The organism is Aquimonas voraii (genome assembly GCF_900101825.1).
Classification (GTDB): Bacteria; Pseudomonadota; Gammaproteobacteria; order Xanthomonadales; family Xanthomonadaceae; genus Aquimonas; species Aquimonas voraii.
The window spans coordinates 96807-121376 of sequence record NZ_FNAG01000004.1 but is presented as its reverse complement, the minus strand read 5'-3'; the positions used below and the strand labels follow the sequence as shown (position 1 = coordinate 121376).

Here is a 24570-nt window from a genome sequence, read left to right as displayed (position 1 = left end):
CGGGCTGCATGACGCTCAGGCGCTCGTGCGGGTGTTCGCGGCGGCGGCCGGCGCACGCGCGGCCGGCGACAGCGCGGTCTCGATCAGGTAGAGCGGCCGCTGCTTGGCTTCCATGTACAGCCGCCCGAGGTACTCGCCGATCACGCCCAGCGCCATCAGCTGCAGGCCGCCGAGGAACAGGACCACCGTCATCAACGAGGGATAGCCCGCCACCGGATCGCCCCAGAGCAGGGTCTTGGCGATGATCACCAGCCCATACACGAAGGCGGCGAGGGCTGCGAGGCCGCCAATGTAGGTACCGATCCGCAGAGGCACGGTGCTGAACGAGGTGATGCCCTCGATCGCGAAGTTCCAGAGCTTCCAGTAACTGAATTTGCTGCTGCCGGCATGTCGCGGGTCGCGGTGGTAGCCGATGGCGCACTGGCGGAAGCCCACCCAGGCGAACAGGCCCTTCATGAAGCGATGGCGCTCGCGGACCTGGCGCAGGGCATCGAGTGCCGCCCGCGAGAGCAGGCGGAAATCCCCGGTATCGCGCGGCACCGGCGTCGACGAGAGTGTCTCCATCAGCCGATAGAAGCCGGCCGCGGTGAAACGCTTCAGCCAGGTTTCGCCCTCGCGCTCCAGGCGTGTGCCGTAGACCACGTCGCAGCCCTCGCGCCAGCGCGCGACGAAGTCGACGATGAGTTCGGGCGGGTCCTGCAGATCGGCATCGATGACCACCGCGGCGTCGGCATCGACGGCATCGAGCCCGGCTGTGAGCGCCAGCTCCTTGCCGAAATTGCGCGACAGCCGAAGGGCGCCGCAGCGCGGATCCTCACTGACCAGCGCGAGCATGACCTGCCAGGTGTGGTCGCGGCTGCCGTCGTCGACGTAGAGGATCTCGCCCTCGACGTCGACCAGCGCATCCAGCGCGGCGCGGGCGCGCGCATGAAATGCACGCAGGCCCTCGCCCTCGTTGTAGGCAGGCACCACTAAGGTCAGGCGCGGGTTCACGGATTCGCTCGTTCCGGCATCGTCCAATCGGCCGCGCATGCTAGCAGGCAGGCTCTAGTCCAAGCCGCAGCACTCGTGCAGGTAGGCCGGGCCGCCGAGCTGCCGCACCTGGCGTTGAACCCACGCTGCGCGCCGCTGCAGCTGCGCTCCGGGCCGTGTGGCGCTGTAGCGCTTGGGGGCAGGCAGCACGACGGCCAGACGCGCGGCCTCGACCGCCGTCAGTGCCGCCGCGGGCTTGTTGAAATAGCGCTGCGCGGCGGCCTCCGCGCCGTACACGCCGACGCCGAATTCGGCGAGGTTCAGGTGCATCTCCAGGATCCGCCGCTTCGACCACAGTGCCTCGATCAACACGGTCAGACCGGCCTCCACCGCCTTGCGCGGCCAGCTCGAGGTCTCCCACAGGAACAGGTTCTTCGCGACCTGCTGGCTCAGCGTGCTGGCGCCGCGGACGCGGCCGCCGTCGCGGGCCTCCTCCAGCGCGCTGCGGATGGCTTCGACATCGAAGCCGGAATGCTGCGGAAAGCGCTGATCCTCGGCGGCGACCACCGCAATGGCCAGTGCCGGCGCGATCTCATCCAGCGGTCGCCAGCGGTGATCCACGGCTTGGCCGCTCTCCAGCCGGTAGGCGAGCATGAAGGCCGAGGTGGGCGGATCAACGAAGCGCAGCAGGCCGACCAGCAGCACCGGCAGGAGCAGCAGGGCCAGGCTCAGCAGCGCGGCGCGGCGCAGCCAGCGCCGCAGCCGTGACGGGCGCCGCGCTTGCGGGCGCTTTCGCGCGTCCCCATGATGGCGGGCTCGATTCGACATGGCGGCATCCTAATGGCTTCCGAGGCGACCCCCGTGGCTCCGACCGACTCCGACGGCGTGCTGAGCCGCTTCCTGCTGGAGCGCAGCGGCCTGCGCGGCGTGCATGTGCGGCTGGACGCCGCTTGGCAGGCGATCCGCGGCCGCGCCGACTATCCGGATGCCGTCGCCGGCCTGCTCGGCGAAGCCTGCGCCGCGGCGGCGATGTTCACCGGCCACGTCAAGGTCGATGGTCGGCTGTCGATCCAGCTGCGCGGCAGCGGCGCCCTGCGCACCCTGTTCGCCGAATGCACCTCCAAGGGCCGCCTGCGCGGTCTGGCGCGCTTCGAGGAGCCCCTGCCCGAGCCGCTCGACCCGCGCCACTTCGGCGCCGACTCGATGCTGGCCATCACCATCGAGAACACCCTCGGCGCGCAGCGCGAGCCGCAGCGCTACCAAGGCCTGGTGGCGCTCGACGCACGCAGCCTCGCGGAGGCCTTCGAGGGCTATTTCGGCCAGAGCGAGCAGCTGCCCACGCGCATCCTGCTGGCCGCCGACGGCGAGCGTGCCTGCGGACTGATCCTGCAGCAGCTCCCCGGCGCCAGCGACGAGCCCGATGCCTGGCCGCGCGCCCAGGCCCTGTTCGACACCCTGACCCGCGCCGAGCTGCTGGCGCTGCCGGCCGAAACCCTGCTCTACCGCCTGTTCCACGAGGAGGGCGTGCGTCTGCTGCAGCAGGACACGCTGGCCTTCGGCTGCTCCTGTACCCGCGCCCGCGTCGGCGGGATGCTGCTGTCGCTGGGCCGCCAGGAAGCCTTCGATTCGCTGCAGGACGGGCGGGTCGAGGTGATCTGCGAGTTCTGCGGCCAGCACTATCACTTCGACCCGGTCGACCTGGAGCAGCTGTTCGCCGGCGGCGGCAGCGACACGGCGGGGACGGTGCAGTAACGCCCGGGATTGGGGATTCCGGATTCGGGATTCGCTGAAGCCGGGCAACGGCTCTCGCGGCATGCCGTGATGCCGCGCTTCTCGCGAATCCCCAATCCAGAATCGCCACTCCCGGCTCCAAGCCCAACCCTCCCCCATTGCCGCGGCCGCGCCTGACCCGGACACTCGAACCTCCGCCTGCCGAGGGTTGCGTCGATGTCCTTTCCGCGTCTGCCGGTGCCTGCCGGTCTCTTGTTTCTCATTGCCCTGCCCGCCGCGGCCACCGAAGGCTGGTATCGCGATCCGGCGCTCCACGGCGACACCGTGGTTTTCACCGCCGAGGGCGATCTGTGGCGGGTCTCCACGCAGGGCGGTCTCGCCCAGCGGCTGACCACGCATCCCGCGGAGGAGTCGCAGGCGGCGCTGTCACCCGACGGTCGCACGCTCGCCTTCGTGGCCAGTTACGAAGGCGCTCCCGAGGTGTATGCCATGCCGCTGGTCGGCGGCGCGCCGAAACGTCTCTCCTTCGACAACGCCCGCGTCTGGGTGCAGGGCTTTGCGCCCGATGGCCGGGTGGTTTACGCAAGCGAGGCCGCGGTGGGGCCCTCGTGGATGCGGGTGCTGCGCCTGGTCGATTCCGCGAGCGGCGCCACCGAGACCCTGCCGCTGGCGGATGCCCGCGAGGCGGCCTTCGACGCCGCCAGCAGCCGCGTCTACTTCAGCCGCTTCGGGCTCGCCGTCACCAACGACAACGCCCGCGACTACGTCGGCGGTGCGGCCGCCCAGCTCTGGCAATGGCAGCTTGGCTCGGAAGAAGAGGCGCAGCGCCTGCGGCCCGCTGGCCTCGGCAATCCGCAGCGCCCGCTGTTCCTCGATGGCCAGCTGCTTTTGCTCGGTGAACAGGAGGGCCTCACCCAGCTCTGGCGCTGGAACGGCAGCGAGGCGCCGGCCGCGCTGACCGCGCACACCGACTTCGACGTGCGCCACCCCAGCGCCCACGGAGGTCGGGTGGTCTACCAGCACGGCGCCGACCTGCGCCTGCTGGACCTCGGCAGCGGCGAGAACCGCCGGCTTGAGATCCGCCTGGGATCTGACTTCGCGCAGACGCGCGAGCGCCAGCTGGCCGAGCCGCTGAAATACCTGCAGGGCGCGACGCTCGCCGCCGACGGCAGCCGCGCCGTGCTCACCGCCCGCGGCCAGGCCGTCGTGGCCGGCCTCGACAGCCTGCGCCGCATCGAGCTGGCTGCGCCGCCGGGTGCGCGCCTGCGCGAGGCAGTGCTGCCCAAGGACGCCACCCACGCCTATGCGCTGACCGACATCGAAGGCCGCAGCGAGCTGTGGAGCTATCCGGCCGACGGCAGGCCCGTCGGCGAGCGCGTGCTCGGCGATGAAGGCAGCTACCGTTTGCGTCTGTATCCCTCGCCCGATGGCCGCCTGCTGGCACATTCCGACAAGGCCGGCCGGCTGTTCGTGCTGGAACTCGCCAGCGGCCGCAACCGCGAGGTCGACCACGGCGAGTTCGCGCGTGACGACGCCTACGCCGAGGTCAAGTGGTCGCCCGACAGCCGCCATCTGGCCGTGCTGCGAGTCGATTCCGCGCGGCTGCTGAACCAGCTCATCCTGATCGACGTCGCCAGCGGCCGGCGCGCGACCCTCACCTCGGATCGCTACCCGACGGTGTCGGCGGCGTTCTCGCGCGATGGCGCCTTTCTGTACTTCCTGGCCAGCCGCAGCTATGCGAGCTCGGTGCCGGGCCCCTGGGGCGATCGCAACACCGGGCCCTTCTTCGACCGCCGCAACCGTCTGTACGCACTGGCGCTCGACCCCGAGGCACGATTCCCGTTCGCGCCCACCACCGAGCTCGATCGCGCCGCGCCGGCGGGCGAGGAGAAAGGCAAGGGCGACGAAAAGGACAAAGGCAAGCGGCCGCTCGTCTGGGAGGGCCTCGCCGAGCGCCTGTTCGAGGCACCGCTGCCGGCCGGCAACTACAGCGAACTCGCCGCCGACGAGGCCCGGCTGTACTTCCTGGAGCGCGACAGCGTCCCGGGCAGCCAGGCCCAGCTGCGCACGCTCGCGATCGGCAATGCCCCGCCCAAGCCGGAGACCTTCGCGACCGGCCTCGCCGACTACGCGCTCTCGGCCGATGGCAAGAAACTCCTGCTGCTGCGCGCCAAGCCCGACAACGGCGGCGCCAGCGAGTTGCAGATCGTCGCCGCCGGCGCCAAGGCGCCCGAGGACTTGTCGCGGGCGACGCTCAAACTGGCCGACTGGCGCCTGCCCAACGATCCGCGCGAGGAATGGACGCAGATGTTCGATGACGCCTGGCGGATGCACCGCGAGTTCAGCTTCGACCCGGCCATGCGCGGGCTCGACTGGGACGCGATCCGCGGCAAGTACGCGGCCCTGCTGCCGCGCGTGCAGGACCGCATCGAGCTCGACGACCTGCTGGCGCAGATGATCGCCGAGCTCGGCCTGCTGCACTCGCAGATCCGTCCCGGCGAGTACCGCGCGGCACCCGATGCGCCGGTACCGGCCGCGCTCGGCGCACAGATCGGCGCGGATGCCCGCGGCCTGTTCATCGAGCGGATCTATCGCAGCGATCCCGAGCTGCCGGCCGAGCGCAGCCCGCTGGCCCAGCCCGGCGTGGATGCACGCAGCGGCGATCGCCTGCTGGCCGTCAACGGCCGCCCGGTGACCGCGCGCGCCGAGCTCGCGCAGGCGCTGCTCAACCAGGCCGGCCAGCAGGTGCTGCTGGACCTGCAGCGCGGCGCTGCCAGCCCGCACCGCACGGTGGTGCTGCCGGTGCGCAGCGACCGCGAGGCCGCGCTGCGCTACAGCGACTGGGTGGAGGGCCGGCGCGCCCGCGTCGAGGGCGTGGCGGAAGGCCGCATCGGCTACCTGCACCTGCGCGCGATGGGGCCGCAGGACATCGCCAGCTTCGCCCGCGACTTCTACGCCCAGTTCGACCGCCAGGGCCTGATCATCGACGTGCGCCGCAACCGCGGCGGCAACATCGACAGCTGGATCCTCGAGAAGCTGCTGCGGCGTGCCTGGGCGTTCTGGCAGCCGCCGCGCGGCGCCCCGTACACCAACATGCAGCAGACCTTCCGGGGTCATCTCGTGGTCTTGACGGACGCGCTCACCTACTCCGACGGCGAGACCTTCGCCGCAGGCATCAAGGCGCTGCAACTGGGACCGGTGATCGGCACCCGCACGGCCGGCGCAGGCGTCTGGCTCTCCGACCGCAACCGCCTGGTCGACGGCGGCACCGCGCGCATCGCCGAGTTCGGGCAGTTCGAGGTCGGCAGCGGCCGCTGGCTGATCGAAGGCCTGGGGGTGGCGCCCGACATCGAGGTCGACAACCCGCCGCGGGCCAGCTTCCTTGGTGAAGACGCCCAGCTCGAAGCCGCCCTGTCCCACCTTCGGCAACGCCTGCAGGAGGCACCGCTGCCGGCGCTGCAGGCCGAACCGATTCCGCCACGCGGGCAGCCGGCGGGCGATATCAGGCGCTGAGCCGGCGCGGGCCGGTAGACGGCTGCTAGCATGCGCGGCTGCCCATGAGCACAGCCGACCCCAGCACCGCCGCCCTCCCGCCCGAAGGCCCCTCCGCTGGCGGTCGCAGCCTGCACGCGCGCGGCGTGGCCCTGCTGGCGGTGTTCGCCCTGCTGCCCAGCCTGCTGCTGCTTGGCGTACTGCTCTGGACCTATCTGGACGGCGCCAAGGTGCGCATCGGCAACGCCCTGTCCTCGGTCGCCGACGCGCTGGCCTTGGGCAGCAGCGGGCTGGTCGAGCGCCACCTCACCGGCATCGAACTGGCGGCACGCCTGCCCTGGGAGGCCCTCGACACCGCCACCGCCGAGCGCCGCCTGCGCCAGCTCTCGCAGCGCAACCCTGAGCTGCGCACCCTGCTGGTGGCCGACCCGCAGGGCCGCATCGTCTCGCTGCAGCGCGAGTCCGAAAACGTCGAGGCCCTGCGTAGCCGGGTCGGTGCCTCGGTGGCTGACCGCGAGTACTTCCGGGTCGCCTGGTTCGAGCGTCGGCCCTATCTCAGCGATGTCTTCATCGGCCGCGGCCTGTGGAGCGAGCCGGTGGTCGCCCTCTCGGCGCCGATCCTCGACGGCGGGGGCGAGCCGATCGGCGTGCTCCAAGCCACCCTCGACCTCGAGGTGATCCAGCGCCGGCTGGGCGCGCTGGTCGATCGCCAGCGCCTCGGCCTGCTGCTCGACCGCAGCGGCCAGGTGGTGTTCGCCAGCGCCGGGCTTGGCCTCAAGCCCGGGATCGCCGCCGAGGCCGGCCTGCGCGAGGCGCTGGCCACCCTGCAGGACCGGGAGGAGCCCGGCGGCCTCGAGATCGGTGAGGTGCGCTACTTCGCCATGGCTGCCGCCACCGAGTTCGGCTGGACCGCAGTCGCCCTGCTTCCGGAGCACGCCCTCGAGAGCGCACTTGGCCAGGGCTTGCGCGTTGCCCTGCCGGTGCTGTTGCTGTCGCTACTGGGCGTGTGGATGGCCGCGCACCACGGGGGCGTCTGGCTGACCCGTCCGGTGTTGTCGCTCAGCCGTGGAATCCGCGGCCTGCAGCCCGGGCAATCGGCAGATGCCGGCGAGGCCCTGACCCGCTCGCTGCCACGCGAGCTGCAGCCGATCGCCAACGAAGTCGCGGCCCTGTGGCGGCGCGAGCGCGAGGCTTTCGCCCAGCTCGACGCGGCCCTGCGCGAGCGCGAGCACGAGATCGAGCGGCGCACCTCGGCCTTGCGCCGCGCCGTCGCCGCCCTGCGCGACGAAAGCCGCACGGACTCATTGACCGGCATCGGCAACTACCGCGCCTACCGCCAGGCCATCGAAGAGAGCTGGCAGCGCATCAGCGGCACCCGCGAGGCGATGGCGGTGCTGCAGATCGATGTCGATCACTTCAAGCAGTACAACGACAGCTACGGCCATCCCGCCGGCGACCTCTGCCTGCGCCGGGTGGCGGAGGTGCTGCAGGCGGTCGCCCGCGAATGCGGCGCCCAGCTGGCGCGCAGCGGCGGCGAAGAGTTCTCGATGGTGGTTGCGGGCGGCGCCATCGAGCGTTTCATCGCCACCGCGCGCGAACTGCTCGCGCGCGTCGAGGCGCTGGACCTGCCGCATGCGCGGGCGCCCTCGGGCCGGGTCACGCTGAGCGCCGGCCTCGCCTGGGGCTGGTGGCAGCCGGGCACGGGCCCGGAGGACATCGTTTCGGCCGCCGACCGCGCGCTCTACGTCGCCAAGAACAGCGGCCGTAACCGCTTGGAGCTGGCGCCGGGCCCGGTCTGGCAGCTGCAGCCGCGCCCCCCTCGAAGTGCCGATGAACGCCCGCTGGCAGGCTGTTGAAATGCAGCCTGCTAGACCGGCCATGGATGGCCGTAGCGAGGAATCGAGCGTGTAAGCGCTTGATTCGTGGCGCGGCGGCACCGACCTGCGCCGGACCGCCGACTCGAAGCACGCCCGGCATGGGCGTTTTTCGACAAGCGGCCAGAGCCGGGCGCGGCCGCCAGTCCACCCAACGCCGCCGCGCTGCCGGATGCGTGAAAGGACGGTGACGCGTACATTAGCGGCCTAGCATATGAGCACCCGCCATGTCCGCCCTGCCCCACGCCCACGCCGCGCCCGGCGCGCTTGAAGCCCATTTCGCTCCGTTCCGCGAACGCACGCTGGGCAGCGCCCAGCGTCTGCGTACGCCGTATGGCGAGATGCCGATCGTGTACGCCGACTGGATCGCCAGCGGCCGGCTCTACGCGCCGATCGAACAGCGCATGAGCGCGGTGATCGGCCCCTTCGTGGCCAACACCCACACCGAGACCTCGACCACCGGCACGCTGATGACCCGCGCCTACCACCAGGCGCTGAAGAAGATCAAAGCCCACGTCGGCGCCTCGCCCGAGGACGCGATCATCTGCTACGGCTCGGGCATGACCGCCGTGGTCAACAAGTTCCAGCGCATCCTCGGCCTGCGCGTGCACGAGAGCTACCTCGAGCGGGTCAGCCCGGCACCGGACCAGCGACCGATCGTGTTCGTCACCCACATGGAACACCACAGCAACCAGACCTCATGGCTGGAAACGCTGTGCGACGTCGAGGTGATCCCGCCGGATGCCAACGGCGAAGTCGATCTGGCCGCGCTCGACGCGCTGCTGGCGAAGTACGCGCAGCGGCCGGTCAAGATCGCCAGCATCACCAGCTGCTCGAACGTCACCGGCCTGTTCACGCCCTACCACGACATCGCCGAGCGCATGCATGCCGCCGGCGGCCTGTGCTTCGTCGATTTCGCCTGCAGCGCGCCCTACATCGACATCGTCATGCACCCGCCGGGGCGGCCGCAGGCCGGGCTGGACGCGATCTATTTCAGCCCGCACAAGTTCCTCGGCGGCCCCGGCACTTCGGGCGTACTGGTGTTCAACACCCGGCTGTACCGCAACCGCGTGCCGGACAACCCCGGCGGCGGCACGGTCGATTGGACCAACCCCTGGGGCCAGCACAAGTACGTCGACGACATCGAGGCCCGCGAGGACGGCGGCACGCCGGGCTTCCTGCAGGCGATCCGCACCGCGCTCGCCATCCAGCTGAAGGAACAGATGGGCGTGGCCAACATCCTCGCCCGCGAGCACGAACTGCTGGACATCGTCTGGCCCGCGCTGTCGGCCATCCCCGGCTTGCACCTGCTCGCCGCCGACCACCCGGACCGGCTCGGCGTGCTGAGCTTCTACATCGAGGACCTGCACTACAACCTCGCGGTGCGCCTGCTCAACGACCGCTACGGCATCCAGGTGCGCGGCGGCTGCTCCTGCGCCGGCACCTATGGGCATTACCTGCTGCAGGTCAGCTACGAGCGCTCGAAGTCGATCACCGACAAGATCAACGCCGGCATCCTCTGCGACAAGCCCGGCTGGGTGAGGCTGTCCCTGCACCCCACCATGACCGACGCCGAAGCAAGGTTCATTGTCCACGCGATTCGCGAACTGGCTGCCCACCATCGCGCGTGGGCGCAGGACTACCGTTACTGCGAGCGCCGCAACGAGTGGTTCCATCGCGACGACTGCGACTTCGTCGACAGCACCGCGGCGGGTTTCTTCGCACCGCTGTAAGCGAAGCTCAGTAGCGCTCGACGCGCAGTTCGACGCGCCCATCCGCTTCGATGCGGATGAGGCTCAAGCGGTCGTACTCGGTCTCCGGCATGGCTTCGGCTTCCTCGCCGGACAGCGCCTCGACGATCGCCGGCACGGTATTGCTGTGGCCGACCACCAGCACCGCCTCGCCGCGGTGCTCGCGCAGCAGGGTCTCGCGCAAGGCCAGCGCATCCTCGTCGGGATCGCGACTGACGAACTCGCGCACCTCGATCTCCAGACCCTGAGCCGCGGCGCTGGGCTGGGCGGTGAGCTGCGTGCGCCGGAACGGCGTGGCGTAGACCGCCGCCAGCGGCAGCTCGTGCAGGCGCTCGGCAAGCGCTGCGGCGCGCGCCAACCCGGCATCGCTGAGGCCGGGATCGCGCGGATCGTCCTGCGCCTTCTCGGCATGGCGCACTACAACCACCAGCAGGCCATCGGCAGGCACCTGCGGGGCCTGCGACCACGCGGCGGTGGGCAGGGCCAGCGCCGCCAGCAGCATCCATCGTCCGCTCATCGACACCTTCCTTTGCTCGTCCGAAGGCGACAGCCTGGGCCATCCTTCGGCGAGGTCAAGCCCGCAGGTGTCGGCCGGCGCCGGCATCGGTATCCTTGCGCGCCCCTCCATAACCCCGGAACCCCCATGAGCGACCAGCCCCCCGACCGCATGTGCGCCGATCCGCGCAGCCGCTTCCACAACGCCGAGGCGCTGGAGCGCGGCATCGGCGTGCGCTTCAAGGGCGTCGAGCGCACCGACGTCGAGGAGTATTGCGTCAGCGAGGGCTGGGTGCGCCTGCCGGTGGGCCGCAGCCTGGACCGCCGCGGCCGGCCGATGTGTTTCAAGCACAGCGGCGAGGTGCAGGTGTGGTTCCTCGACCAGGACGCGCCGGCCTGAGGCCGATCGGGGAGCCTCGCTGACGCCACAGCGCGTCCGCCATCGACATCGCCGGGCCCGGTGCCTGCTAGTCTCGCCCGCAGGGGTCGCTCTCCGGGCGACCAGGAGTGCTCGCCATGGCCTGCCTCGCGCGTCTGCTGGTGCAGTTCCTGTGTTGCGTCCTTGCGTCAGTCGCCAACGCCGGCGCCCAGCCAACCGTGCCGGCGCGGCTCGCAGCGACTGAAGAACAGTCTGCCGATGCCCAGCTGTTGCAGGTGCCCGAGGCCCTGCGCCAGCAGCTGCAGGCGAGCGTACGACCCAACCCCGACCCGGCGCGAAGCCTGCAGGCGCTGGCGGATTTCCTGCTCAAGCCCGAAGGCCTCGGCCTGCGCTACCGGCATGACGCCACCCTGAGCGTGGCCGAGGCCTTCGAGCGGCGCGAGGGCAACTGCCTGACCTTCACCCTGGTCACCGTGGCGCTGGCCCGCGAGTTGGGCCTGCAGGCCTACGGCCAGGACGCCGATGCGGTCAGCTGGTACCAGGAAGGCGGCAGCGTCTACCGAACCCTTCACGTGAATGCGGGCGTGCGCATCGATGGCCGCCGCTTCACCATCGATATCGCCTCGAACCAGGTCATTACCCGCGAGCCGCCGCGGCCGATCGACGACGCCCGCCTGTTGGCCCACTTCCACAGCAACCGCGCCGCCGAACTGCTCGCGCTGGGCGCTGCGGGGGCAGCGCTGACACACGCACGCCAGGCCATCGCGATTGACCCGCGGCACGCCGCCGCCCACAGCAATGCAGGCGTGATCGAAGGCCGCCTTGGCAACCCGAACGCCGCCGAGCGCGCCTACCTGGCGGCGCTCGCCATCGAGCCCGACCACGCGGGCGCGCTGTTCAACCTCGGCGAACTGTATGCGCGCGAGCAGCGCGGCGGACTGGCCAGCGATATGCGTCGTCGCCTTGCGCATGCCCAGCAGCGCGATCCCTTCCACCACTTCCTGCTCGGCCTGCAGAGCGAGGCGGCGGGCGATGCGGCCGGCGCCGTCGATCACCTGCGGCGCGCGATCCGCCTGCATCGCTACGACCACCGCTTCCATTTCGCGCTGGCGCGCGCCTGGGCCCAGCTGGGGCGTGTGGACCGTGCCGCACGTGCGCTGGAGGCCGCGCGCAGCACCAGCGAAGGCGCGGAGCACACGCGCTACCAGGCCAAGCTGGAGGGCCTGCGCCAGCGCGGCCATGGCACCGTATCTCTGCAGGCGCGGCGCTCGGGCTGAGGCTCAGGCCGCTTCGGCAAGCCGGTGCTCGTAGACGTCGTAGAGCCCGCTGCGATGGCGGACGCTGAACAGTTCGGTCTGCAGCCACAGGCTGGCGTGCACCGGCTTGAAGTACAGCACCAGGGCCCGTCGCGGGGCGGCGCGCAGGGACGCGGACAGCTGCGCCAGCACGCGGGCCATCACCACCTCGTCGAAGGGGTGGTACATGAACACCACCAGATCACCCGCGGGAAAGTCGTATTCGCCGGCATCGCCTGTGTGGACTTCGATGCGTCGCGCCTGGCGCGGGCCGCGGTAGCGGTCGAGGTTGGCGCGCGCGACCTCCGACAGCGCCGGCGAATACTCGACCCCGATGATCCGATCGAAGGGCAGCGCCGCGGCCATCAGCAGCACGCGCCCTTTGCCGCAGCCGAGGTCGACGAAGCTGCTGCGCTCCGGCGCGAGCGAGAATGGCGCCAGCACGGCGGCGAAGTCGACCGGGCTGGTGGCGACGTAGGCGGAGCCGTGGACCCAGCTGTCGCGCTCGACATCGAGATCCGCCTGCGGGATCACGCCTGCCGTGTCGACGCCGTAACGGCGATCGAAATCGTCATCGGCGGCAAACTCCTTGTCCGAGCGCGCCCCACCAAGGCGGGCGAGCAAGCTGCGAACCGCATGGCCCAGGCTTCCCCACAGGCCGCGGGTGCGCAGGCTGCGCTGGACTCTTCGCGAAAGGCGATGGACGACGGTCGGCACGACGACGAGCTCCCGCTGACGTTTCGAAACCGGCGCGGATGCTACCAGCCTGCTGGCGACCCCTCGGCGCGGCAGCGCATACGGAACCGCGATGCGCTGGCAGACATTTCCGATGTGTCGGTGCTCAGGCGACGTGTGGCAAGCCATTCGCCAGCTGAACGAGGCGCACAGGCCGGCGCGTGGGCCACCTCGCGTACAGCTTGCAGACTCGATGCTCTGCCTCGCGACGGTCGCTGCCGATCGTCGCCTCCCGGCCTCTGCGCCGGGGGCCGGGCGGGACGCCCGGCAGAGTTCAAGCCCGGCAGCGCGGTGCGAGGCCATCCCGCGGACGGGACCTCGACCCATCGACGGATACGAAGTCATGAGAACCCAGCTCAGCGGTCGCTTCCTCAGCCACGCCACCCTCCTGATCGGCCTTGCGCTGGCCGCCGGCAGCGCCCACGCCGAGCGTCCGGATCGCGGCGCCGACTATGGCGGTCGCGGCAGCGACAGCGGGGTCGAACGCGGCGATTCCGACAAGGGCCACGGCGATGGCGGCTGGGGTGAACGCGGCGGTGGCCGCGGCGAACGCGAGCAGAGCTGGCAGGCAGGCTCGCAGGACCGCCGCGACAGCTGGCAGGAGCGCGGCAGTTCGCGCAGCGAAGGCTGGCGCGGGGAGTCGCGCGGCGAATCGAGCCAGATGCAGCGCATCGCCGGCTGGCAGGGCGGCCATCGCGAGCCCGAGCATCGCGGTGGTCGCGAGCCGCAGTGGCAGGGCGACCGCTGGGGCCAGGATCGCCGCGATCACTGGAACTCCGGCACTCGACGCGACGACGCGAGGCACTGGCAGTCGGACCGCGACTGGCGTGAGGAACACCGCGGACGCGGCGACTGGCGCCGCGATGATTTTCGTCGCAACGATTGGCGCCACGATGATCGCCATCGCGGCGACTGGCGTGGTGACTGGCGCCACCCCGAGTGGCGCCGCCACTGGCAGCACGGCTGGGGTGGGCATCGCTACCGCGCCGAGGTGCGCTACGTCTATCCGCGCGGCTATCGCGCGCAGAGCTGGCGCATCGGCTATCGCCTGCCGCCGGTGTTCCTGGTCAACGACTGGTACGTGGACTGGCGCTACTACCGCCTGGCTGCGCCGCCTTGGGGCTGCCGCTGGCTGCGTGTCGACGGCGACCTGCTGCTGGTCGATGAGCGCAGCGGCGAGATCGTCGACGTGCTCTACGGCTTCTTCTACTACTGATCGGCGCGAGGCCGATCCCGCAGTCGCCTCCGGCCTCGCGCCGGAGGCGTGCTGCCCCGGCGATGCAGCCTGCTGCCCGCGTTTCGCCATCTCTGCCGGGCAGGCTCAAGCGCCCTGAACCAGAGCGCTTCCGAATGTCCCGACTTGGACTCCGCCGCCGCCTGCTGGGCGGCCTTGCCGCCGGTGGTGGCCTCGCCCTGCTGCCAGCAGCCGCCATCGCGACGCCAGCCACATCCACCCCCGCCTCCGCGCGGCTCAGCACCGAAGCCGCGAGCCTGCGCCTCGCCCAGCTGGAAAGCGCCCATGGTGGGCGCTTGGGCGTGGCCGTGCTCGACACCGGCAGCGGCCTGGGCTTCGGCTGGCGCGACGGCGAGCGCTTCGCGCTGTGTTCGACCTTCAAGCTGCCGCTGGCGGCGCTGGTGCTGCGCGAGCATGCGGACGGGCGCCTCGATGGCCATGCCCCGATCGCGCTTGACAGCCAGCCAGACGTACCGCACCAGCCCGCCGTCGACGCCGCGCGCGCCTCGGGACGCACGCACCTGAGCGCGCTCGAACTGGCGCGGGCGATCCAGACCACCAGCGACAACCTCGCCGCCAACCTGCTGCTTCGGCTGTTCGACGGCCCCCAAGGCTTCACTGCGCGCCTGCGCGCCCTCGGCGAGACCGATCTTCGCGTCGACCGCTGGGAGCCTGAGATGAACGAGGTGCCGACGGGCGAGCAGCGCGACACCGTCAGTCCGCGCGGCATGGCCAGACTGTGCGCGCGACTGTTCGGGCCCGGCCTTCTGGATGCCAGCAGCCAGCGCGTCCTTGCGCATTGGATGATCGAGACCCGCACGGGTCTGAAGCGCCTGCGCGCCGGCCTGCCGCCCGACTGGCGGATCGGCGACAAGACCGGCACCGCGATCGGCGAGGGCTTCGCCAACAAGCACAACGATGTCGCCATCGCCTGGCCGCCACGTCGGCCGCCGACCTTGATTGCGGCCTACTACGAAGCGGACGCGCCCTATCCGCACATGCGCCCACAGGACGATGCCGTGCTGGCTGAGGTCGGTCGCATCGTCGCCGCCTGGGTGGGGTAAGCCGCCGACGCCTGCGGCGGCCAATCGCGGCGAGTTCGGGTTTCCCGTTTCCCGACCCGGCCTGCGGTCAATCAGCGGTGTTCCGCGCGCAGCTCACGTGCGCTCCTGCCGCACCAGCGCCGCAGACAACGGCTGAAGTTGCTGGCGTCGGCATAGCCCAGTCGCTCCGCAATCCGCTCGACCGGCAGATCGGTCTCGCGCAGCAACTGCAGGGCGCGCGCGTAGCGCGCCTCATCCAGCAGGCTACGCCAGCGCAGTTCCTCGTCGGCCAGGCGGCGGAAGAAGCTGCGCAGCGAAAGGCCCAGCTCGGCGGCCATCTGTGGCGCGTCGGGATAGTCGCCTTCGCAGGCCTGCAGGCGACGGCGAATGGCCGCGACGAAATCGAGGCGCGGGCTGGCCGCGGCCAGCCGCCGCTCGCACTCGGCGCGCGCAAACGCCAAGGCGGCCGGATCGGCCGACAGGCAGGGTGCCTGCGCCAGCGTCTCCGGCAGCCACAGCCGTGCCGCGCGCGCATCGAAACGCAGCGGCGAGGCAAGGAAGGCCGCGTAGTGGCGCGCCCAAGTCGGGCGCGGCCACGGCAGCTCGATGCCCGCGGCGGCGAAGTCGCGCGCGCACAGGCCCTGCAGCAGGCGCTCCAGCATCACCAGCGCGGCTTCGAGCACGAACGTGCGCGCCTCGCCGAGATCCGCTTCGGTCTCGAAGCGGGCCCACAGCCCGCCCGCGGCCTGCGAGACCTCCAGCCGCAGCAGTGGCGCGCGCAGGGCGAGGAAGCGCGCGATCAGCGCCAGCGCTTCGCCCAGAGTGCCGCTGGCCGAGGCGGCCAGGCCCAGCGGCCCGTGGCTCAGCACCGGCACCGCGGCGCCGAACTCCAGCCCCAGCCAGGGCCGACCGCTGGCGCGCAACGCGCCGAGCACCAGCCGGCGCAGCCGCTCGCGGTCGAGCAGGCGCTCGTCACCCTCCAGCTCGGACATGACCAGGCCCGCCTGGGCGAGGACGGACTCGGCCTTCAGCCCGTGCCGGCGCAGCTGCAGCAGCAGCAGGCGTGCGTAGGCCGGATGCAGGGCGGGCGCGGACGATGGCGACATGCGCGGCATGCTGGCACGAATTGACGAGTGGCTGGCAGCTGTGACGCTGGAAGCCTGCCGCCCGGGGCGACACGCTGCACCGGACCCTCCGTTCGAGCCTTCCCCGTGTCCACACCCTGCGCCTCGACCCCGACGCTTGAAGCCCAGCCTTGGCACGACCGCAAGCGCCCGCTTTGGCTGCTGTCGCTGGCTGTGCCCAGCCTGATCGGCGCCGGCCCACTGCTGGCCGAAGCGCTGGACACACCTCTCGCGCTGTGGGCACCGCTGCTGCTGGTCTACGTCGCCCTGCCCCTGCTCGACTGGGCGGTCGGCGAGGACCGCGGCAATCCGCCGGAGGCACTGGTGCCGGCGCTGGAGGAGGACCGCTACTACCGCTGGATCACCTGGGCGGTGGTGCCCCTGCTCTGGTTCTGGTTCATCGTCGGTGCGTGGTACGCCACGCGCGCCGACCTGCCCTGGCACGGCTGGCTGGCGCTGGCGCTGTCCACCGGCGTGGTCGGCGGCTTCTGCATCAATGCGGGCCACGAGCTGGGCCACAAGAAGTCGCGCCTCGAACGCGCGCTGGCGCAATGGGTGCTGGCACCCACCGCATATGGCCACTTCGTGGTCGAGCACAACCGCGGCCATCACCGCGATGTCGCGACCTTCGAAGATCCGGCCTCGGCGCGCCTCGGCGAGTCGATCTGGCGTTTCGTGCTACGCGAATGGCCCGGCGCGTGGCGACGCGCATGGGGGCTGGAAGCCGGGCGACTGCAGCGCGCAGGCCGCAGCGCCTGGCATCACGACAACGAGATCCTGCAGACCGGCGCGATCACTCTGGCGCTATGGGCCGGGCTGGTGCTGTGGCTGGGCGCCGGCGTGCTGGGCTTCCTGCTGCTGGCCTCGGCCTGGGCCAACTTCCAACTGTCCTCGGCCAACTACATCGAGCACTACGGCCTGAAGCGGCGGATCGACGCCGAGGGCCGGCTGGAGCGCTGCACGCCGCGCCACTCCTGGAACAGCAACTCGCTGGTCTCGAACTGGGTGCTGTTCCACCTGCAGCGGCACGCCGACCACCACGCCCATGCCGCGCGCCGCTACCAGAGCCTCCGCCACTTCGAGGAGGCGCCGCAGCTGCCGACCGGCTACTTCGGCATGTTCCTGCTGGCCTATGTGCCGCCGCTGTGGTTCCGGGTGATGGACCGGCGGGTGATCACTGCGGCGGACGGCGACGCCGCGCGCGTCAACTTCGACCCGCGGCACGAGGCAAGGCTGCGCGATCGCTTCGGGATGGCGAGAAACGCCTAAGCTGCGAGTGGCGCGCTGTCCTGAGCGGGCGCGCGATTCGGGGCTTTGCTAAGGTCCGCGTCCCCTCGCCTGCGCTGGACACCGGCTTGACCCACTACCGCGGCCCACTGCTCACCCGATCCCTGGCCGAGGCCCTGCGCCGCGCGCAGGAGTCGGGCCAGTCGCGCCTGCGCGCCAGCTTCGACCTCGGCCGCAGCGAGGCCGAAGCTCTGCTCGACGCCGACGGCTGGACGCTTGATGGCGCGCACTATCCCTGGCCGGGCGAGCTCAAGGACCGCACGCTGTACTGGTTCGACGGGCAGGCGTTCAGCGTGGTGTCGCGCTTCGCCGGCGCGCTGATCAAGCTGGTGCCGACCGAGTGGGGCGCGCCGACCTTCGAGATCGATGGCATCAAGATGCTGCCGACCGCGAAGCTCTCGCCCTTCGAGGACGCGCGCCGCAAGGTCGAGCTGGTGCAGCCGCGCGGCAAGCGCCTGCTCGACACCTGCGGGGGCCTCGGCTACTTCGCCGCCTGCGCGCTGGCGCAGGGCGCCGCGCAGATCCTGAGCTTCGAGAAGAACCCTTCCGTGCACTGGCTGCGCAGCCTCAACCCATGGTCGCCGGACCCGTCGGCACCCGAGGCCGGCGGCCGGCTGGAGCTGCGTCAGGGCGACGTATCGCTGGCGATTACGGGACTGCCCGAATCCAGCTTCGACGCCGCCCTGCACGACCCGCCACGCTTCGGCATCGCCGGCGAACTCTACTCGCAGGCCTTCTACGACCAGCTGGAGCGGGTGCTGAAGCCCGGCGGCCGCCTGTTCCACTACACCGGCGCACCGAACCGCCTGACCAGCGGTCGCGACGTGCCGCGCGAGGTCGCCAAGCGTCTGGAGACTGCTGGCTTCAAGGCCGAACTGGCGCTGGACGGCGTGTTCGCGGTCAAGCGCACCGGCCGGGGACGCTGAGCCTCGCTGCGCTCAAGGCGCGAGGATCCACAGCAGGCCGCCGCCGATCAGCCCCACGCACAGCAGGCCCAAGGCCAACGCCCACAGCCGCTTGGTCTCGGTGCGCGTCAGCGCGCCGACCACCGCGCCGATCAGCAACAGCACCAGCAGCAGGGTGATCCACAGTCTCAGCATGGCGGGCACCTCGGGTGCGATTGGGGTGACAGCGGCGTCGATCCCGCGCGCCGCGGACGCTGATCCGTAGCCGGCATGCAGGCGAAAGCGCAGGGGCACGCCGACTGCAAGAGCGCGAACGTACTCGACTGCGAACCCGCCCGACGCGATGCGCGGCGGCACGTGACCCGCGCGCATGACTTTTGGCACTGATTGGTGTTGTAGTTATCTACAACACTAAATCCACCTGCTGCCCCGGACGCCCACCGCAACCGTTGCCGAGCAGGGCCTGCTGCGAGCGGATGACGGCATGCAGGACACTGACCCCCGGCCGGCAGGAGGCCAGCCGGGAGTCTCGATCGGGACACGCGGCCACGGCGATCCGCCCGGCGCCGCACAAGGAGGATGCCCATGCGCAGCACGATGCTCACCCTTTCACTGCTGGCCTGCCTGGGTCTGGCCCCGCAGACCCTGCCGGCACAGCCCCCCATGGCCGTCGCGACCGCCGCGGTCGCTGCGGCGGATCCCAGCCTTCAGCTGCAGGAACTGGTCAGGCACTTCCGCAGCAATGACCTTGTGGGTCTCGTTCGCGGCAGCGTTCCGCCAGCGCACTACCAGACGCTGTTGGACAAGTACGAGCAGGCTCGCCAGCGACCGACGACCGAGTCGCAGCGCGCCGAGTTTGCAGAGAGCGTTCAGAAGCTGATCGCACCTGACGCGGTCGACACCCTGATGGCGGAGATCGAGCCGAAGTTGACCGAGCGTGCCGCGCAATCGGAAGGCATGATTCTGCTGGGACTCGGCGCCCTGAACATGGCCGTCACCTCGCCCGACTCGGACCTGACCGAAGAACAACGCGCCATGCTCAAGGCGGCGTTGCCGGGCATTGAGGCCTGGGTGATCCAGACCGATTTCTTCAGCGTGGATACGCTCCGTCAGGCGCTGACCCTGGTGGCCGATGCCGCGCGGCGGACGGGCATCAGCGAACTGGAACAGTTCAAGATGCTGAGTTTCGAGCAGGTTCTGGGACACGGCGGACGAATGCTGGCCGCGGGCAAACAAGCGGTGAAGCTCTACGGCATTGATCTCGACGCCATCGCCTCGACGGCACGCATGGACGTGCTCGAGGTCGATGGGGATGAAGCACGTGTGCGCACCACCTTCACTGTCTTTGACGCCCCCTTGCATTTCGAGCAGACGCTGGTCCAGGTCGATGGTCGCTGGTACACGCGTGAGGCGGCGCGCGAGTGGAACGAGCACGTGCACATCGAGTTTGGCGACGAAGACTCAACCGGTCCCGCATCAGAAGGTTGAGTTCGTGCTGCGGCCCCGGCGGGCGCCCGGAACCCCGCCGGGGCCGCGCCGGCGGCAAGATCGGTGGGCCGGCCCACGCTCAGGGCGGTGATCCGGCGCCAGATCCCAGCCCATGCAAGGCCTCTCTTCGCGCTGAGCGCTACAGGGCGCTTGTCTTGCTCAGGGGCATAGCTCGGATAAACGCCGTCCAATTGACCGGGACTTTCGGGGCTGTCGGTGCGTCCTGCGGCGGACAAGACTGAGGGCGTGTTCCACTACTTTCTTCTTCCCCATGACCCGATCGCTGCGTGCCCCGCTGCTGGCTGTCTTGTGCCTTGCCACATCGCTGCCCTGCCTTGCGCGCGAAGCCCGCGACGTCGGGGAGAGCGAGGCCCGCAGCCTGCATTCGCGCGTACTCACGCTCGACACCCACGTCGATATCGGCCGCGGTTACGCCACCGAACAACTCGACCCCGGCCGCTTCACGCGCGCCCAGGTCGATCTGCCGAAGATGCGGGCGGGCGGCCTCGATGCGATGTTCCTGATCGTGTTCACCGGCCAGGGCGCGCGCGATGAAGCGGGCTATGCCAAAGCCGCGGCCAGCGCCGAAGACAGCTACCGCGCGATCCGCCGCGCCATCGAGGCCTATCCGGATCAGATCGCGCTGGCGAAGACGGCCGAGGAGGTCGAGGCCATCCATGCCAGCGGGCGCAAGGTCGCGCTGATCGGCATGGAGAACGCCTATCCGCTGGGGCCCTCGATCGAGAGCATTCCGCTCTGGGCCGAGCGCGGCGTGCGCTATGTCGGTCTCACCCATATGGGCCACAACCAGTTCGGCGGAAGCTCCAATCCGAATCCGGCGCTGGGCGATGCGCCCGAGGACGGCGGCCTCACCGAGCTGGGTCGCGATCTTGTCAAGGCACTCAACGATCACGGCATCCTGGTCGACATCAGCCACGTCGGCAAACGCTCGATGCTGGAAGCCGTCGCGCTGTCACGCGCGCCGGTCATCGCCTCGCACTCCGGCGCCGCCGGCCGCTATGAGAACGCCCGAAATCTCGATGACGAGCAATTGAAGGCGATCCGCGACAACGGCGGCGTCGCCCAGATGGTGGCTTTCCGTTCGTACGTGGCGGCGCTCGCGCCAGAGGTGGCCGCCGGCATCGCCGAACTGCGCGCCAAGCACGTCGCCAAGGGTTGGGATGCCGCCAGCGAAGCCGACATCGCCGCGTACAACCAGGGCGTGCTCGACCTGCGCGCGCGCTACGCCGACGTGGGCCTCGGCGCCTTCGTCGACCACATCGACTACGCCGTTGACCTGATCGGCGTTGACCACGTCGGCATCGCCTCGGATTTCGACGGCGGCGGCGGCGTGGTTGGCTGGGACAATGCCGCCGAGACGCTCAACGTCACCTGGGAGCTCATGCGCCGCGGCTATAGCGAAGAGGAAATTCGCAAGCTCTGGGGCGGCAACGTCTTGCGCATCCTGCGCGCAGCGCAGGATGCGGCCGAAGCGGACTGAGCCCGTCCCCGCCAACTCGCTGGCCCATCGGCTGGCGCGCCCTCACCCCAACCGCCTGATGCCCCCGCGGGTAGCGACACCGCGGGCAGACCTCGCCGCTGAGCGCCGGCGCTTCGCCTCTTCAGGCCGAGACATTATTGCGATCTATTCGCATTTGCATCTAAACTGAGCATCCGCCGCGACGCTCTGAAGCTCGCGGCCCCGCGGGTACCCAGCCGTTCGAGTGGGACTGTGCGGCGGGCTCCGGATCGACCGTACGTTCGTGTCATGCACGACCGATCGCGTCCGCTTCGGAAGCCAGTCTCCACGGTCCACAGCCAGGCCCTCACGACCACACGCCTGCCTTTCGACCGGAGTTCCGCAATGCCCTCCTCCACCCACAGTGCACCGCTGTATGCGGCGCTGCTCGCTGCGTTTGCCCTTCCCGCCCAGGCCGAATCGGTCCTTATCGAAACCGCCGACGGCGCCAGCGCCCACGCTGAACAGCTGGACCGCGTCGACGTGCAGGGCAGCGCGCCCGATCGCTACCGCGCGGAGGCCGGTGGCCTGAAGATGCCCGAGCCGCTGCGCGATGCCCCGCGCGCGGTCAGCGTGGTGCCGAATGCGGTGATCGAGACCCAGGGCGCGATCAACCTGGCCGATGCCTTGCGCAATGTGGCCGGCCTTACCCTGGCTTCGGGCGAAGGCGGGTTCAGAGGCGACAACATCAGCCTGCGCGGCTTCGGCGGGCGTACCGACATCTACCTCGACGGCGTGCGCGACAACGGCCAGTACGCCCGCGACACCTTTGCCACCGAACAGGTCGAAGTGCTGAAGGGTGCCGCCGCCATGCAGTTCGGTCGCGGCGCCGCCGGTGGCGTGGTCAACACCGCCTCGAAGCGCCCGCAGCCGGAGGACTTCCAGCGCATCGACCTCAGTCTCGGCGCGAACCGCCTGCAGCGCGCCGTGCTTGATGTGAACGAGAGCGTCAACGAGGCCGCGGGCTTGCGCGTGGCCGCGCTGTATCACGATGCCGACAGCTTCCGCGACGAGGTGTTCCTTGAGCGTCGCGGCGTGGCGCCCAGCCTGGGCCTGCGCCTTGGCGAAACCACGCGGCTGGACGCCAACCTGCTGTGGCAGACCGAAGACGGCGTGTCCGACTACGGCATTCCCTGGCACACGCCGTCGGGCACGCCGGTGGATGTGCCGCGCGGCAACCACTACGGCCTCGGCCGCGACTCCTTCGTCCAGTTCGACGTCCTCAGCAGCCGCGTGGCCCTGAGCCACGGCTTTGCGAATGGCGCCGAGCTGCGCCACACCCTGAGCTTCAGCGAAGTCGAGCGACTGCATCGGATGGTGCGGCCGAATGCGGTCACCGTCGCCAACCCGGACGCGAGCACGCTGGTGACCCGCAATCATTCGCTGTCCGGAACGACCCAGAATAATCTCTACAACCAGACCGATCTGGTCTTCAGCGCGAACACGGGAGCGGTCAGCCACGACTTCGCGCTCGGCCTCGAATTCGGCCGGGAGGACTTCAGCAACCGCTCGCGCGCGGGCCTGCCCGCGCTACCTCCGGTGCCGCTGCTGAACCCGGGCTCGGTCCGCGTCACCGAGCCGCTGCCCAGTTCGCTGGAGGGCGCCGCGCTGGCCGGCTACAGCAAGACGGCCACCGACACTCGCGCGCTCTATCTGCAGGACAACCTCAAGCTGAGCGAGCACTGGCGTCTGCTGGCCGGACTGCGCCACGACCGCTTCGAGGCTCGGGTCAGCAACCAGCTCACCGGTGCGGTGCTCGAGCGCGAGGACAACATGACTGCCTACACGCTGGGCGCGGTCTACCAGCCGAGCGAGAAGACCGCCTGGTATGCCAATGCTTCCAACGCCTTCAACCCCTCAGCAGAAACCTTCGGCTTGAGCGAGAGCTCGGCCCAGCTCGACCCGGAGGAGACGCGCAACCTCGAGCTCGGCTTCAAGTACACGCCCTTCGGCGATCGCCTGCTGGTCGATGTGGCGCTGTTCGCCCTCGACAAGTTCAACGCCCGCGATGTCGACCCGAGCAATACCGCCGTGCAGACCCTGGACGGTCGCCAGCGCAGCCGCGGCGTGGAGCTCGGCATCTCCGGTGCCATCACCGAGGCGTGGCACGTGTTTGGCGGTGTGGCCCTGATGGACCCGGAAATCGTCGAATCCAACCTCACCAACGGTGGGCTGCCGATCGAGGGCAACCGACCCTCGAACGCGCCGAAGCGCAGCGCCAGCCTGTGGACGGTCTACGAGTTCGGCCGGGGCTTTGAGCTGGGCGGCGGTGCCTTCCACGTCGGCGAACGCTTCGCCAACACGGCCAACACCCTGGCCGTGCCGGCGTACACGCGCTGGGATGCCTACGCCGGCTATCGCGCCAAGCAGTGGCGGATCGCTCTGAACGCCTACAACCTCGCCGACACCGAGTACTTCGAGTTCGCGCACCCGGTGTTCCTCACCCCGGGCGAAGGCCGCAGCTGGCGCCTGAGCTTCAGCTACGCGCTCTGATGCCCCGCGCAGCACGCCGGGGACGTGCCCGGCGTGCTGCGCCCCCTCCCTACGACAAAAGCCGGAGCCGCCATGCTGCTGCCCATCCCCGACGTGCTCACCGCTGATGAACTGACCCTCGCCCGCGAGCAGCTTGCGCGCGCGCCCTGGGCGGATGGGCGCATCACCGCCGGCCACCAGTCGGCCCAGGTGAAGCGCAACCAGCAGCTGCCCGAGGACTGCGAGGCCGCCCAGGTGCTGGGCGCGCTGATCCTGCGCAAGCTCTCGGCGCATCCGCTGTTCATTGCCGCAGCGCTTCCCCACGCCATTTTTCCGCCATTGTTCAACCGCTACGGCGAAGGCATGGACTTCGGCCACCACATCGACAATGCCATCCGCGGTGAGTCGCACAAGCTGCGCACGGACCTCTCCTGCACGCTGTTCCTGAATGCGCCCGAGGACTACGAGGGCGGCGAGCTGCTGATCGAGGACTACCAGGGCACCCAGCGCATCAAGCTGGCCGCCGGCGCGATGATCCTGTATCCGGCAACGACCCTGCATCGGGTGGCGCCGGTCACCCGCGGCGAGCGCATCGCCTCGTTCTTCTGGGTGCAGAGCCTGGTGCGCAGCGGCGAACAGCGCCGCCTGCTGCTGGATCTCGATCTCAACATCCAGGGCCTGCGCCGCCGCCACGGCGAAAGCGCGGAGCTGGTGCAGCTGTCGGGCGTCTATCACAACCTGTTGAGGCAGTGGGCGGAGCTGTGACGCGTAAGA

At 70.3% G+C, this 24570-nt stretch carries 20 protein-coding genes; 14 read left to right on the top strand and 6 right to left on the bottom strand.

All coding sequences use genetic code 11. From position 1 onward, the window contains the following. Window positions 1–15 precede the first annotated feature (15 nt). Together BLP83_RS09285 and mtgA are read right to left on the bottom strand one after the other, a co-directional pair. Window positions 16–1032: a glycosyltransferase family 2 protein gene (locus tag BLP83_RS09285; protein WP_091241745.1), complete on the bottom strand. Its 1017-nt coding sequence runs from the start codon at window positions 1030–1032 to the stop codon at window positions 16–18. A gap of 15 nt (window positions 1033–1047) precedes the next feature. Continuing rightward, window positions 1048–1800, bottom strand: a complete 753-nt coding sequence (gene mtgA / locus BLP83_RS09280) for a monofunctional biosynthetic peptidoglycan transglycosylase (protein WP_091241743.1) — start codon at window positions 1798–1800, stop codon at window positions 1048–1050. Between the two features lie 12 nt (window positions 1801–1812). Between mtgA and hslO the strand changes: the two genes are divergently transcribed. From hslO to BLP83_RS09260, 4 genes are all read left to right on the top strand, one after another. Then, window positions 1813–2724, top strand: a complete 912-nt coding sequence (hslO, locus tag BLP83_RS09275) for an Hsp33 family molecular chaperone HslO (RefSeq protein WP_091241740.1) — start codon at window positions 1813–1815, stop codon at window positions 2722–2724. 195 nt (window positions 2725–2919) lie between these two features. After that, a complete protein-coding gene (locus tag BLP83_RS09270) occupies window positions 2920–6216 on the top strand; it encodes a S41 family peptidase (RefSeq protein ID WP_091241739.1) in 3297 nt (1098 codons plus the stop codon). Between the two features lie 44 nt (window positions 6217–6260). Next, window positions 6261–8051 carry a diguanylate cyclase gene (locus BLP83_RS09265; RefSeq protein WP_091241736.1) on the top strand — a complete coding sequence of 597 codons (1791 nt, stop codon included), beginning with the start codon at window positions 6261–6263 and terminating at the stop codon, window positions 8049–8051. Between the two features lie 245 nt (window positions 8052–8296). Next, window positions 8297–9802, top strand: a complete 1506-nt coding sequence (locus BLP83_RS09260) for an aminotransferase class V-fold PLP-dependent enzyme (protein WP_091241735.1) — start codon at window positions 8297–8299, stop codon at window positions 9800–9802. Between the two features lie 7 nt (window positions 9803–9809). On the opposite strand, the gene BLP83_RS09255 is transcribed toward BLP83_RS09260, so the two are convergent. Further along, window positions 9810–10337, bottom strand: a complete 528-nt coding sequence (locus BLP83_RS09255; protein ID WP_176764094.1) for a phosphoglycerate mutase family protein — start codon at window positions 10335–10337, stop codon at window positions 9810–9812. 126 nt (window positions 10338–10463) lie between these two features. Here BLP83_RS09255 and BLP83_RS09250 point away from each other — a divergent pair, with 126 nt between their 5' ends. Beyond that, complete coding sequence (locus tag BLP83_RS09250; protein WP_091241730.1) at window positions 10464–10715, top strand: DUF3297 family protein; 252 nt, start codon at window positions 10464–10466, stop codon at window positions 10713–10715. Between the two features lie 116 nt (window positions 10716–10831). Then, window positions 10832–11971 carry a tetratricopeptide repeat protein gene (locus BLP83_RS09245; RefSeq protein WP_091241728.1) on the top strand — a complete coding sequence of 380 codons (1140 nt, stop codon included), beginning with the start codon at window positions 10832–10834 and terminating at the stop codon, window positions 11969–11971. A 3-nt stretch (window positions 11972–11974) separates the two neighbouring features. Here the strand turns inward: BLP83_RS09245 and BLP83_RS09240 are convergent, their stop codons facing one another. Then, window positions 11975–12706, bottom strand: a complete 732-nt coding sequence (locus tag BLP83_RS09240) for a class I SAM-dependent methyltransferase (protein WP_176764093.1) — start codon at window positions 12704–12706, stop codon at window positions 11975–11977. A gap of 361 nt (window positions 12707–13067) precedes the next feature. Here BLP83_RS09240 and BLP83_RS09235 point away from each other — a divergent pair, with 361 nt between their 5' ends. After that, complete coding sequence (locus tag BLP83_RS09235) at window positions 13068–13940, top strand: RcnB family protein (protein ID WP_176764092.1); 873 nt, start codon at window positions 13068–13070, stop codon at window positions 13938–13940. A gap of 134 nt (window positions 13941–14074) precedes the next feature. Continuing rightward, on the top strand, window positions 14075–15022 hold the full coding sequence (bla, locus tag BLP83_RS09230) for a class A beta-lactamase (protein WP_091241724.1): 948 nt from the start codon (window positions 14075–14077) through the stop codon (window positions 15020–15022). 71 nt (window positions 15023–15093) lie between these two features. Here the strand turns inward: bla and BLP83_RS09225 are convergent, their stop codons facing one another. Next, window positions 15094–16107, bottom strand: a complete 1014-nt coding sequence (locus BLP83_RS09225) for an AraC family transcriptional regulator (protein WP_176764091.1) — start codon at window positions 16105–16107, stop codon at window positions 15094–15096. Between the two features lie 105 nt (window positions 16108–16212). Between BLP83_RS09225 and BLP83_RS09220 the strand changes: the two genes are divergently transcribed. Beyond that, window positions 16213–17394, top strand: coding sequence for an alkane 1-monooxygenase (locus BLP83_RS09220; RefSeq protein WP_091241719.1), 1182 nt, complete (start codon window positions 16213–16215; stop codon window positions 17392–17394). Between the two features lie 86 nt (window positions 17395–17480). Then, window positions 17481–18338 (top strand): class I SAM-dependent methyltransferase, encoded by an 858-nt coding sequence (locus tag BLP83_RS09215; protein WP_091241717.1) that lies wholly within the window; start codon window positions 17481–17483, stop codon window positions 18336–18338. A gap of 12 nt (window positions 18339–18350) precedes the next feature. Here BLP83_RS09215 and BLP83_RS18655 read toward each other — a convergent pair whose 3' ends face one another. After that, on the bottom strand, window positions 18351–18512 hold the full coding sequence (locus tag BLP83_RS18655) for a hypothetical protein (protein ID WP_176764090.1): 162 nt from the start codon (window positions 18510–18512) through the stop codon (window positions 18351–18353). Between the two features lie 390 nt (window positions 18513–18902). Here BLP83_RS18655 and BLP83_RS09205 point away from each other — a divergent pair, with 390 nt between their 5' ends. The 4 genes from BLP83_RS09205 (at window position 18903) to BLP83_RS09190 (ending at window position 24561) form a co-directional block, all read left to right on the top strand. After that, a complete protein-coding gene (locus tag BLP83_RS09205; protein ID WP_091241713.1) occupies window positions 18903–19805 on the top strand; it encodes a hypothetical protein in 903 nt (300 codons plus the stop codon). Window positions 19806–20076: 271 nt separating this feature from the next. After that, window positions 20077–21306, top strand: coding sequence for a dipeptidase (locus BLP83_RS09200; protein WP_091241711.1), 1230 nt, complete (start codon window positions 20077–20079; stop codon window positions 21304–21306). A 363-nt stretch (window positions 21307–21669) separates the two neighbouring features. Then, window positions 21670–23817, top strand: coding sequence for a TonB-dependent receptor (locus BLP83_RS09195; protein ID WP_176764089.1), 2148 nt, complete (start codon window positions 21670–21672; stop codon window positions 23815–23817). A gap of 72 nt (window positions 23818–23889) precedes the next feature. Continuing rightward, window positions 23890–24561: a Fe2+-dependent dioxygenase gene (locus tag BLP83_RS09190; RefSeq protein ID WP_091241705.1), complete on the top strand. Its 672-nt coding sequence runs from the start codon at window positions 23890–23892 to the stop codon at window positions 24559–24561. Window positions 24562–24570 lie beyond the last annotated feature (9 nt).